The sequence below is a fragment of the Streptomyces sp. NPDC001985 genome, assembly GCF_040296845.1.
Lineage (GTDB): Bacteria > Actinomycetota > Actinomycetes > Streptomycetales > Streptomycetaceae > Streptomyces.
Genome location: NZ_JBEOYB010000076.1, coordinates 22957 through 34690, shown reverse-complemented (window position 1 = coordinate 34690; position 11734 = coordinate 22957). Strand labels below are relative to the sequence as shown.

Genomic DNA, 11734 nt, shown 5'->3' with positions numbered 1-11734 from the left:
GGGCGGGCCGGGGGCCCCGCCGCTCCCCCCCCCCGCGCCCCCGCCCCCGGGCCGCCCGCCCGGCGCCGGGGCCCGGGCGGCCGGGGCCCCGGCGTCGGCGAGGTGGCCGTCCAGCAGGACCAGCGGCCGGCCCGCGCCGCCCTCGATCCGGCCGCTGTGGAAGCGGTGGGCGAGCACCGCCCGCGCACCGGCGAGGGCGGGCGGCTCGCTCCGCTCCGGCGCGAGGACGGAGTAGACCCCGCCGGCCTTCAGCACGGCGAGGATCGCGACCAGCACATCGGGCGCGCGTCTGGTGCGGATGGCGACCAGGGCGCCGGGCGGCAGCCCGACGGTGCCGGTCAGATGGCGGGCCAGCCGGTCGGCCCGCTCGTCCAGCTGTCCATAGCTCAGCCGGACGCGGTCGGTGATCACGGCGGTACGGTCCGGTGCGCTCCGTACCCGGTCCTCGAAGAGGTGGTGCAGCGTTCCCCCTGGCATGCCCCGGATGGTCCCAGAAGCCGCCGCACAAGACGAGGGCCCGGGCGCCATGCGCGCCCGGGCCCTCGTCGGAATCCGCTGGATCAGGGAAGCTGTGCCGCCCGTGCCTCGCGGCGGTTGCCGCGGAAGGTGTTCACCCGCCGTGCCGTGGCGAAGAGCGGAATCACCGCGCCCAGCACCACCTGGAGCGCGCAGCCGGTCTGGAGCAGCAGATGGCCGCCGGGCGCGTCGAACGCCCAGGCCGCCAGCAGCCCCATCGCGGAGACGATCCAGCCCAGCATCGCGACCGCGAGGACGCCCCGGGGCTTCGGGTACTCGACCCGGCTCACCATCAGCCAGGCCGTGCCGACGATCGCCAGCAGGGTCGGGATGAAGGGCAGCTCCAGCAGCACGATCGAGACGATCGTGAGCGCGCCGAAGGGGGATGGCATGCCCTGGAACATGCCGTCCTTCATGGTCACGCAGGAGAACCGCGCGAGCCTCAGCACCACCGCCAGCAGCACCACGATGGCGGCCAGGGCCGACACCTTCTCCACGGCGTCCGCGGCGACCATGCCGTAGACGAGGACGAAATAGGCCGGCGCCAGTCCGAAGCTGATCAGGTCGGAGAGGTTGTCCAGCTCCGCGCCCATCGGCGAGCTGCGCAGCTTCCGCGCCACCAGCCCGTCGAAGAGGTCGAAGATCGCGGCCAGCAGCATCAGAATCACGGCGGTGGCGGCGCTGTGCCGCGCCATGCCGGACTCCTGGCTGCCCTCCAGATGCGGAATGAGGATTCCGGTGGTGGTGAAGTACACCGCCATGAATCCACAGGTCGCATTGCCGAGGGTGAGCGTGTCCGCTATCGACAGCCGCAGGGAGAGAGGCATCTCCTCCGCGTCGTCCTCGGTCTCCGCCTCTGCCTCGGCGACCCAGCCCGCCTGTGTTTCCGGATCAATCACGGTCAATGCGAGTCACCCCCGCGGTCGTGGTCTGACCGACCTCGACCGCGACCTCGACACCTTCCGGCAGGTAGATGTCGACGCGCGAGCCGAAGCGGATCAGACCGATGCGGTCGCCTTGCTCGACCTTGGTGCCCTGGGGCACATACGGGACGATGCGCCGGGCGACGGCACCTGCGATCTGCACCATCTCGATGTCGCCGAGCTCGGTGTCGAAGTGCCAGACAACGCGCTCGTTGTTCTCGCTCTCCTTGTTGAACGCCGGGACGAAGCCGCCGGGGATGTGCTCGACCGATGTCACGGTGCCGGCCAGCGGCGCCCGGTTGACATGGACATTCAGCGGGCTCATGAAGATCGCGACGCGGGTGCGCCCGTCCTTCCACGGCATGATGCTCTGCACCACACCGTCGGCGGGGGAGATCACCCTTCCCTGGGTGATCTCGCGCTCGGGGTCGCGGAAGAACCACAGCATGCCCGCCGCCAGGGCGGTGGCGGGCACGGCGATGGCTGCCGCGCGGCGGGAGCGGCGTGCCCCGGCCAGGCTGAGTGCGGCGGTGGCGACGGTCGGCAGAAGCCACGGCGATGCTCCGCGCGCGAGGCGGACACGGCCGCGAGGTGCAGAGGTTTGGCTGTGGGGCATGGATGACCTTCGTAGCGGACGATGCCGCACTGGTTGACGGGGACTGGCGGCTTTCTGTCGATGCTATCGGGTGCGGGCCACAACTGGGAAAGCCAGGAACCGAGTCGACCGCCGGAACCGTGGGACACGGTGTGATCTTCTTCGCGGACAGATGCCCCAAAAAGTGACAATCAACCCTGGAACCGGTACTCCTCCAGCAGTCGTCGGCCGATGATCATTTTCTGGATTTCGGCGGTACCCTCGCCGATCAGCAGCATCGGGGCCTCCCGGTAGAGGCGCTCGATCTCGTACTCCTTGGAGAAGCCGTAGCCGCCGTGGATGCGGAAGGCGTCCTCGACGACCTCCTTGCAGTACTCGGCGGCGAGGTACTTCGCCATCCCTGCCTCCAGGTCGTTTCGTTCCCCGGAGTCCTTTTTGCGTGCCGCGTTCACCATCATCGCATGGGCGGCCTCCACCTTGGTGGCCATTTCGGCGAGCTTGAACTGAATGGCCTGGTGGTGGGCGATGGCGCGGCCGAAGGTGTGCCGCTGCTGGGCGTAGGAGATCCCCAGCTCGAAGGCGCGCCGGGCGACGCCGCAACCGCGGGCGGCCACATTGACCCGGCCGACCTCGACCCCGTCCATCATCTGGTAAAACCCCTGGCCAGTGGTGCCGCCGAGCACCCGATCGGCCGGTATCCGCAGCCCATCCATGATCATCTCGGTGGTGTCGACGCCCTTGTACCCCATCTTGTCGATCTTCCCGGGGATGGTGAGCCCGGGCCGGACCTCGCCGAAGCCGGGCTCCTTCTCCACCAGGAAGGCCGTCATCGAGCGGTGCGGCGCCGCATCACCCGTATGTCCTTCGTCACTGCGCACCAGAACGGCCACCAGGGACGAGGTCCCGCCATTGGTGAGCCACATCTTCTGGCCGTCGAGGATGTAGTCGTCCCCGTCGCGCACCGCCTTGGATGTGATGGCCGACACATCCGAGCCGAGCGCCGGCTCCGACATCGAGAACGCGCCCCGCACCTCGCCCAGCGCCATCCTCGGGAGGAAGGTGTCCCGCTGCTCCCGGGTGCCGTGCTGCTTGAGCAGATACGCGACGATGAAGTGGGTGTTGATGATGCCCGACACGGACATCCACCCCCGGGCGATCTCCTCCACACAGAGCGCGTAGGTGAGCAGCGACTTGCCGAGACCGCCGTACTCCTCCGGGATCATCAGCCCGAAGAGCCCGAGTTCCGCGAGTCCCTCGACGATCCGCTCCGGGTACTCGTCCCGGTGCTCCAGCTCGGTGGCGACCGGCAGGATCTCCCGCTCGGTGAAGTCCCGCACCGTCGCCAGGATCTCCCGCTGGACATCGGTCAGACCGTGCGTCTGGGCGAGTCGCGCCATGGCTACTTCTCCGAATTCTGCGAGGGCTGCTTCCGCGCGGGCCGCTGGGCCTGTGGCGCGGGCTGCGGGGAGGGGGCCCGGGTCAGGGGCTCCGGGCGGCCTGGCTGCTCGCCGCCGCGCGCGGCGACATGGTCCCGGGTGGGCACCATCACCTTCCGCCGGAAGACACAGACCAGCGTCCCGTCCTGCTTGTGACCCCTGGTCTCCACCTGGACCACGCCCCGGTCGGGCCTGGACCGCGACGGCGTCTTGCCGAGCACCGTCGTCTCGCCGTAGAGGGTGTCGCCGTGGAAGGTCGGCGCCACATGCCGCAGCGACTCGATCTCCAGATTGGCGATGGCCTTGCCGGAGACATCGGGCACGGACATCCCGAGCAGCAGCGAGTAGATGTAGTTCCCGACGACGACGTTCCTGCCGAAGTCGGTGGAGCCCTCGGCGTAGTGGGCGTCCAGATGGAGCGGATGGTGATTCATCGTCAGCAGGCAGAAGAGGTGGTCGTCGTACTCGGTGACCGTCTTCCCCGGCCAGTGCTTGTAGACGTCCCCGACGGTGAATTCCTCGTAGGTGCGGCCGAACTGCATGTCACGCCTCCGGCGGGGTGAAGGTGGAGGTACGGGTCAGACCGGCGGCGCGCCCCTTGCCGGAGACGACCAGGGCCATCTTGCGGCTCGCCTCGTCGATCATCTCGTCGCCGAGCATCGCCGAGCCCTTCCGCCCGCCGGCCTCCGAAGTGGCGTAGTCGTACGCGTCGAGAATCAGCTCGGCGTGGTCGAAGTCCTCCTGCGAGGGCGAGAACACCTCATTGGCGGCGTCCACCTGCCCCGGGTGCAGTACCCACTTGCCGTCGTACCCCAGCGCGGCGGCCCGTCCCGCGACCTCGCGGAAGCCGTCGACATTCCTGATCTGGAGGTAGGGGCCGTCGATCGCCTGGAGGCCGTGCGTCCGCGCGGCCATCAGAATCCGCATCAGGATGTAGTGGTAGGCGTCCGCCGGGTAGCCCGGCGGCTGCTCTCCCACGACCAGGGACTTCATATTGATGGACGCCATGAAGTCCGCCGGGCCGAAGATGATGGTCTCGGTCCGCGGCGAGGCGGCGGCGATGGCGTCCACGTTCACCAGGCCGCGCGCGTTCTCGATCTGCGCCTCGATGCCGATCCGGCCGACCTCGAAACCCATCGTCTTCTCGATCTGGGTCAGCAGCAGATCCAGCGCCACGATCTGCTGGGCGTCCTGGACCTTCGGCAGCATGACGCAGTCCAGATTCTGCCCGGCGCCCTCCACCACGGTCACCACGTCGCGGTAGGTCCACTCGGTGGTCCAGTCGTTGACCCGCACCACCCGGGTCTTGCCGGTCCAGTCGCCCTCGTTGAGGAACTTCACGATGGTGTGCCGGGCCCCGGGCTTGGCGAGCGGCGCGCAGGCGTCCTCCAGATCCAGGAAGACCTGGTCCGCGGGGAGGCCCTGGGCCTTCTCCAGGAAGCGGGGATTGGAGCCGGGGACCGCCAGACAGGAGCGGCGGGGGCGGAGTCGGTTCGCGGGCCGGGTCATACGGGGACCTCCAGGGGGTCGAGCTTGTTCGCTTTCCGGATCTCGTCGACGATACGGCCGATGATCTCCGTGATGCCGAAGTCCTTCGGGGTGAAGACGGCGGCCACTCCCGCCGCCCTGAGCGCGGCGCCGTCGGCGCTCGGGATGATCCCGCCGACGATCACCGGAATCGGGGGGTCCGCCGCGCGTCCGGCACGGGCGGGGGCTCCGGAGCCTGCTCCGGCCCCGGCGCCGGGCGCGGCTCCGGCTCCGGCCTCGGCCCCGGGCGCGGCTCCGGCCGCGCGCAGCCGCGCCAGCACATCGGGGACCAGCTCGGCGTGCGAGCCGGAGAGGATGGAGAGCCCCACACAGTGCACGTCCTCCGCGAGCGCGGCGGCCACGATCTGTTCCGGGGTCAGCCGGATGCCCTGGTAGACCACCTCGAAGCCGGCGTCCCTGGCGCGTACGGCGATCTGCTCGGCGCCGTTGGAGTGCCCGTCGAGCCCCGGCTTGCCGATCAGCAGCCGCAGCCGCCCGCACCCCAGCTCGCCGGCGGTCCGTGACACCTTCTCGCGGACCCGGGCCAGCGGGGTGCCGGCCTCCGCCGTGACCGCGACCGGTGCGCCGGAGACCCCGGTCGGGGCGCGGAACTCGCCGAACACATCGCGCAGCGCCCAGCTCCACTCGCCCGTGGTCACCCCGGCCCGGGCGCACTCCACGGTGGCCGCCATCAGATTCCCGGTCCCGGCCGCCGTCCTCTTCAGGGCGGTGAGCGCGTCGGCGGCCCGCGGCTCGTCCCGGTCGGCCCGCCACCGCTGGAGCGCGGCCACCACCCGGGCCTCGTTCGCCGGGTCCACCGTCATGATCGCGGTGTCCAGATCCGCGGTGAGCGGGTTCTCCTCGGTCGACTCGAAGACATTGACCCCGACGATCTTCTCCTCGCCGGACTCGATCCTGGCCCGCCGCTCGGCGTGCGAGGAGACCAGCCGGGACTTCAGATAGCCGGACTCGACGGCCGCCATCGCGCCGCCCATCTCCTCGATCCGGCCGATCTCGGCGAGGGACTCGGTCACCAGCCGGTCCACCTCGGCCTCGATGACATGGGAGCCGGCGAAGATGTCCTCGTACTCCAGCAGATCCGACTCGTGCGCCAGCACCTGCTGGATACGGAGCGACCACTGCTGGTCCCAGGGCCTGGGCAGCCCCAGCGCCTCGTTCCACGCCGGGAGCTGTACGGCGCGGGCGCGCGCGTCCTTGGAGAGGGTGACGGCCAGCATCTCCAGCACGATCCGCTGGACGTTGTTCTCCGGCTGCGCCTCGGTCAGCCCCAGCGAGTTGACCTGCACGCCGTAGCGGAAGCGGCGCTGCCGGGCGTTGTCGATGCCGTACCGCTCCCGGGTGATCCGGTCCCAGATGCGGGAGAAGGCCCGCATCTTGCACATCTCCTCGATGAACCGGACGCCCGCGTTCACGAAGAAGGAGATACGGGCGACCACCTCACCCCTGCGTTCGTCGGGGATCTGACCGGAGGCGAAGACCGCGTCGAGCACGGCGGTCGCCGTGGACATCGCGTAGGAGATCTCCTGGACCGGGGTGGCCCCGGCCTCCTGGAGGTGGTAGCTGCAGATGTTGATCGGGTTCCACTTGGGGAGGTGGCCGACCGTGTAGGTGATCATGTCGGTGGTCAGCCGGAGCGAGGGTCCCGGCGGGAAGACATGGGTCCCGCGCGACAGGTACTCCTTGACGATGTCGTTCTGGGTGGTGCCCTGGAGCAGGGCGACCTCCGCGCCCTGCTCCTCCGCGACGACCTGGTAGAGCGCCAGCAGCCACATCGCGGTGGCGTTGATCGTCATCGAGGTGTTCATCTGCTCCAGCGGGATGGACCGGAACAGCCGCCGCATGTCGCCGAGGTGGGAGACCGGCACCCCGACGCGGCCCACCTCGCCCCGGGCGAGGATGTGATCGGGGTCGTACCCCGTCTGGGTGGGCAGGTCGAAGGCGACGGAGAGCCCCGTCTGCCCCTTGGCGAGGTTGCGCCGGTACAGCTCGTTGGAGGCCTCGGCGGTGGAGTGTCCCGCGTAGGTCCGCATCAGCCACGGGCGGTCCTTGCGGCGGCCGGTCACCGGTCCGCCGCTGCGGTCGGGGCCGCGTCGGCCGTGCGGAAGAGGTTGATGGAGTCGAGGTGCCGGGCGCGCAGCTCCTCGTCCCGCACACCCAGGCCCTCCCGGGGCGCGAGCGCGAGGACGCCGACCTTGCCCTGGTGGACATTGCGGTGCACGTCGTGGGCGGCCTGTCCGGTCTCCGCCAGCGGATAGACCCGGGAGAGGGTCGGGTGGATCTTCCCCTTGGCGATCAGCCGGTTGGCCTCCCACGCCTCACGGTAGTTGGCGAAGTGGGAGCCGATGATCCGCTTGAGCGACATCCAGAGGTAGCGGTTGTCGTACTCGTGGGTGTAGCCGGAGGTGGAGGCGCAGGTCACGATGGTCCCGCCCTTGCGGGTGACGTAGACCGAGGCGCCGAAGGTCTCCCGGCCCGGGTGCTCGAAGACGATGTCCACGTCCTCGCCGCCGGTCAGCTCCCGGATGTCCTTGCCGAACCGCTTCCACTCGCGCGGGTCCTGGGTCCGCTCGTCCTTCCAGAACCGGTACCCCTCGGCGCTGCGGTCGATGACGGCCTCGGCGCCCATCGCCCGGCAGATGTCCGCCTTCCGCTCGCTGGAGACCACACAGATCGGATGCGCGCCGCCGGCCAGTGCGAACTGGGTGGCGTACGAGCCGAGGCCGCCGCTCGCGCCCCAGATCAGCACATTGTCGCCCTGCTTCATCCCCGCGCCGTTGCGCGAGACGAGCTGGCGGTACGCGGTGGAGTTGACCAGGCCGGGAGCCGCCGCCTCCTCCCAGCTGAGGTGGTCCGGCTTCGGCATCAGCTGGTTGGACTTGACGAGGGCCAGCTCCGCCAGACCGCCGAAGTTGGTCTCGAAGCCCCAGATCCGCTGCTCGGGGTCGAGCATGGTGTCGTTGTGCCCGTCGGAGGACTCCAGTTCGACCGAGAGGCAGTGGGCGACGACCTCGTCCCCGGGGCGCCAGGCGTTGACGCCCGGCCCGGTGCGCAGCACGACTCCGGCCAGGTCGGAGCCGATGACATGGTAGGGAAGGTCGTGCCGGCGGGTCAGCTCGGAGAGCCGGCCGTACCGCTCCAGGAAGCCGAAGGTGGACACCGGCTCGAAGATCGAGGTCCAGACGGAGTTGTAGTTGACCGAGCTGGCCATGACGGCCACCAGCGCCTCGCCGGGGCCGAGTTCGGGCACCGCGACCTCCTCGACGTGCAGGGATTCGCGGGGGTCCTTCTCCCGGCTGTCGAGGCCGTCGAACATCTCGGCCTCGTCCCTGTGCACGGTCACGGCGCGGTAGGACTCGGGAACGGACAGCGCGGCGAAGTCGGCGCTGGTGCTGTCCGCCGACTGGATCGCGTCCAGGATTTCCTTCACGGTGTTGCCTCCGGCAAAGCGCGTCGGGGTCCCTGAGGAGCCCCGCGGGGGGTGAGGGTCGGTGCTTGCTGCTGTGGAGGTGTGCCGTCGGTTCGGCGGTGGTGCTGCTGGCAGCGCTGGTGGGCGCGGGGTGGAGAGCCTGTGACGCAGGCGTCCGGGCGCGCAGGCGCAATGGCTTGCGGGGACAGCCGGCGTACGCGAGGTCTCTGCACGCCGGCCGCCCGGACAACTTCAAGCTATGGCACTGCGTGTCGACTGACAAGGCACTGCGTGCCATTAATTCGTCTCATGTGTACGGGCACGGGTACGCCTGAGCGCGAACGGCCGCCCCCGGTGAGCGGGGGCGGCCGTTCGCGGCGGGGGAGGGTCCGGTCAGCCCCGGTGCTCCCTGAGCGCGCGCTCGATGGTCCGCATCACATCGCCGAGCGGCGCGTCCGTGCGCGCCACCGTCACCAGCACCTCGTCCCGCACGGTCGCGGAGAGCGGCCCGCCGGCCCCCGCGGCCGGGTCGTCGGGGGCCTCCCGGGTGTCCGGCGCGCTCTCGGCGGCCCGGGGGCGGCCCGCGCCGATCCCCGTGCCGAAGGTGTCCCGGACGATCGCGAAGGCGTGGTCCAGCTGCGCCTCCACATCGCCCTGCCCGCCCGCCCGCAGCCACCGGCGCAGCACGTGGTTGTGCGCGGTGACCACGGCGGACGCGGCCACCTCCGCCAGCAGCGGATCGTCGTTGCCGTCGTGGTGGTCGCGCTCGTCGAAGTGGCCCAGCAGATAGCGGGTGAAGAGCCGTTCGTACCGCGCCACCGAGGCGATCTCGCGCTCCCGGAGCGTGGGCACCTCCCGGGTCAGCCGGTACCGCTCCACGGAGACCGCGGGGGAGGCCGCGTACATCCGCATGACCTCCTTGATGCCCCGGCACACCGTGTCCAGCGGATGCTCGTGCGCCGGGGCCGCGTTCAGCACCGCCTCGGCCCGTACGAGGGTGTCGTCGTGGTCCGGGAAGATCGCCTCCTCCTTGGAGCGGAAGTGGCGGAAGAACGTCCGGCGCGCGACCCCGGCGGTGGCCGCGATCTCGTCCACGGTCGTCGCTTCGTACCCCTTGGAGGCGAACAGCTCCATGGCCGCCGCCGCCAGCTCACGGCGCATCTTGAGCCGCTGGGCGGCGGCGCGGGTGCCCGCGGCGCTCCCGGGAGCGTCGGCGGTGGTCTTCGGGCGGGTGGCCTTGGCGGGCTGGGACATGACCCGAACGTACTGCATACGCGCGGGACGGCGCGCCCGCGGGTGGAGCCCGCCGGGGCCCGGCGGGGCGGGTCCGGGCGGCCCGCCCCGCTCCCCCGGGACGGGCGCTCCCCGGCGCGGCGGGCCGGGTGCCTCCCGGCCCGCCCACTCCTTCGGGCCCGGCCGGTCAGCGCCGGGCATGGGCGCGGAAGCCGCGCCCCGTCTTCCGGCCGAGGCACCCGGCGGCCACCAGATGCTCCAGCAGCGGCGCGGGCGCGAGCCCCGGCTCCCGGAACTCGCGGTGCAGCACCCGCTCGATCGCCAGCGAGACATCCAGCCCCACCGTGTCGAGCAGCTCGAACGGCCCCATCGGATAGCCGCCGCCCAGCCTCATCGCCGCGTCGATCTCGTCCAGGGACGCGTAGTGCTCCCCGACCATCTTGACCGCGTTGTTGAGGTACGGGAACAGCAGCGCGTTGACGATGAACCCGGCCCGGTCGCCGCAGTCCACCGGGTGCTTCTTGAGGGAGGCGGTCACCGCCCGGACCGTGGCGTGCGTCTCGTCGGAGGTGAGCACCGTACGGACGACCTCGACCAGCCTCATCGCCGGCGCCGGGTTGAAGAAGTGCATCCCGATGACGTCCTCGGGGCGGCCGGTGGCCCGCGCGCAGGCCACCACGGGCAGCGAGGAGGTGGTGGTGGCGAGCACCGTGCCCGGCCCGCAGACCTTGTCCAGCGCCGCGAACAGCCCCCGTTTGACCTCCAGATCCTCGGCGACCGCCTCCAGCGCCAGATCCACCCCCGCGAAGGAGTCGAGCGAGCCGGCCGCGACGATCCGCTCCAGCGCCCCTTCCCTCGCCTCGGCCGTCAGCCGGCCCTTCGCGACGGAACGGGCCAGCGAGGCCGCGATCCGGTCACGGGCCCGCCCCGCCTTCTCCGCGCCGCGCGCGGCCATCACCACGTCGTAACCCGCCTTGGCGAAGACCTCGGCGATCCCGCTCGCCATGGTTCCCGAGCCGGCCACCCCCACCGCGCGGACCTCCCGGCCCGCCGGGGCCGCCTGGCCCGGGCGCGGGGTGAGGGCGTCCGGCACCACGGCCGATGTCCTCCGGCCCGCGTAGGAGTAGAAGCCGCGCCCCGCCTTGCGCCCGGTGAGACCGGCGTCGGCGAGCTGCCGCAGCACCGGGGCCGGCGCGTGCAGCCGGTCGCCGGACTCGGCGTACATCGCCTCCAGGACGGTGCGGGCGGTGTCGATGCCGACCAGGTCGAGCAGGGCCAGCGGGCCCATCGGCAGACCGCAGCCGAGCCGCATCGCCGCGTCGATGTCCTCGCGGGAGGCGTACTTGGCCTCGTACATCGCCGCGGCCTGGTTGAGATAGCCGAACAGCAGCCCGTCCGCGACGAATCCGGGCCGGTCGCCCGCCGCGACCGGCTCCTTGCCCAGCTCGCGGGCGAGCGCGGTGACGGCTTCCACGGCGGCCGGCGAGGTCAGCACCGACGAGACCACCTCGACCAGCCGCATCACCGGCGCCGGGTTGAAGAAGTGCATGCCGAGCACCCGTTCGGGGTGGGCCGAACCGGCGGCCAGCCGGGTCACGGAGAGCGCGTTGGTGCCGGTGGCGATGAGGGCGCCGGGGCGGAGCACGCCGTCCAGCACCCTCAGCACCTCCTCCTTGGCCGCGTACGATTCGGGCACCAGCTCGATGACCAGATCGGCGTGGGCGGCGGAGCGGAGATCGGCGGAGGTGTGGAACCGGGTGAGGATCTCCCGGCGCTCCGCCGCGGTGATCCGGCCGCGCTCCACCGAGCGGAGCGTGGCGGTCTCCAGCGAGGTGACGGCCCGGCGGGCCGCCCGGTCGCAGAGGTCGATGCCGATGACCTCGCGCCCCGCGGTGGCGAGGACTTCGACGACACCGGTGCCCATGGTGCCGAGGCCGACGACGGCGATGGTGTGGAGAGGGATGTCCATCGGGGGACTCCAGGGTGAGGGACGGCTGCGGGAAGGCCGGCGCGAGGGCGCGCGTACGCCTCGCGTGGGTGCGGGAGTGCCCGCGCCGGGGGAGTGGGGCGCCCCGGG

General features: G+C 71.3%; 10 protein-coding genes. All 10 read right to left on the bottom strand.

What is annotated here, in order from left to right:
• Positions 1–477, bottom strand: a 477-nt coding sequence (locus ABT122_RS27610; protein WP_351557811.1) for an AMP-binding protein, incomplete at its 3' end; no start/stop codon positions are given.
• A gap of 83 nt (positions 478–560) precedes the next feature.
• The gene (pssA, locus tag ABT122_RS27605) at positions 561–1415 is read right to left on the bottom strand and encodes a CDP-diacylglycerol--serine O-phosphatidyltransferase (RefSeq protein ID WP_351557815.1); all 855 of its coding nucleotides are present in this window, start codon (positions 1413–1415) and stop codon (positions 561–563) included.
• Positions 1408–2055, bottom strand: coding sequence for a phosphatidylserine decarboxylase (locus tag ABT122_RS27600; protein WP_351557809.1), 648 nt, complete (start codon positions 2053–2055; stop codon positions 1408–1410). Before ABT122_RS27600 ends, pssA begins: the two co-directional genes overlap by 8 nt.
• A 170-nt stretch (positions 2056–2225) precedes the next feature.
• The gene (locus ABT122_RS27595) at positions 2226–3431 is read right to left on the bottom strand and encodes an acyl-CoA dehydrogenase family protein (protein WP_351557807.1); all 1206 of its coding nucleotides are present in this window, start codon (positions 3429–3431) and stop codon (positions 2226–2228) included.
• Between the two features lie 2 nt (positions 3432–3433).
• Complete coding sequence (locus tag ABT122_RS27590; protein ID WP_351557805.1) at positions 3434–4012, bottom strand: MaoC family dehydratase; 579 nt, start codon at positions 4010–4012, stop codon at positions 3434–3436.
• A 1-nt stretch (position 4013) separates the two neighbouring features.
• Positions 4014–4979 (bottom strand): HpcH/HpaI aldolase/citrate lyase family protein, encoded by a 966-nt coding sequence (locus ABT122_RS27585; protein WP_351557803.1) that lies wholly within the window; start codon positions 4977–4979, stop codon positions 4014–4016.
• The gene (locus ABT122_RS27580) at positions 4976–7081 is read right to left on the bottom strand and encodes a methylmalonyl-CoA mutase family protein (RefSeq protein WP_351557801.1); all 2106 of its coding nucleotides are present in this window, start codon (positions 7079–7081) and stop codon (positions 4976–4978) included. The genes ABT122_RS27585 and ABT122_RS27580 overlap by 4 nt, the downstream gene beginning before the upstream one ends.
• Positions 7078–8445, bottom strand: coding sequence for a crotonyl-CoA carboxylase/reductase (gene ccrA / locus ABT122_RS27575; RefSeq protein ID WP_351557799.1), 1368 nt, complete (start codon positions 8443–8445; stop codon positions 7078–7080). The genes ABT122_RS27580 and ccrA overlap by 4 nt, the downstream gene beginning before the upstream one ends.
• Before the next feature lie 372 nt (positions 8446–8817).
• On the bottom strand, positions 8818–9696 hold the full coding sequence (locus ABT122_RS27570) for a TetR family transcriptional regulator (RefSeq protein ID WP_351557797.1): 879 nt from the start codon (positions 9694–9696) through the stop codon (positions 8818–8820).
• Positions 9697–9844: 148 nt separating this feature from the next.
• The gene (locus tag ABT122_RS27565; RefSeq protein ID WP_351557795.1) at positions 9845–11626 is read right to left on the bottom strand and encodes a 3-hydroxyacyl-CoA dehydrogenase family protein; all 1782 of its coding nucleotides are present in this window, start codon (positions 11624–11626) and stop codon (positions 9845–9847) included.
• Between the last annotated feature and the right edge of the window lie 108 nt (positions 11627–11734).

What these genes read in the sequence shown, in the direction of transcription:
- ABT122_RS27600 (WP_351557809.1), bottom strand. Translation starts at nt 2,055, where the DNA reads ATGCCCCACAGCCAAACCTCTGCACCTCGCGGCCGTGTCCGCCTCGCG.
- ABT122_RS27565 (WP_351557795.1), bottom strand. Translation starts at nt 11,626, where the DNA reads ATGGACATCCCTCTCCACACCATCGCCGTCGTCGGCCTCGGCACCATG.
- ABT122_RS27585 (WP_351557803.1), bottom strand. Translation starts at nt 4,979, where the DNA reads ATGACCCGGCCCGCGAACCGACTCCGCCCCCGCCGCTCCTGTCTGGCG.
- ABT122_RS27595 (WP_351557807.1), bottom strand. Translation starts at nt 3,431, where the DNA reads ATGGCGCGACTCGCCCAGACGCACGGTCTGACCGATGTCCAGCGGGAG.
- ABT122_RS27570 (WP_351557797.1), bottom strand. Translation starts at nt 9,696, where the DNA reads ATGCAGTACGTTCGGGTCATGTCCCAGCCCGCCAAGGCCACCCGCCCG.
- ABT122_RS27590 (WP_351557805.1), bottom strand. Translation starts at nt 4,012, where the DNA reads ATGCAGTTCGGCCGCACCTACGAGGAATTCACCGTCGGGGACGTCTAC.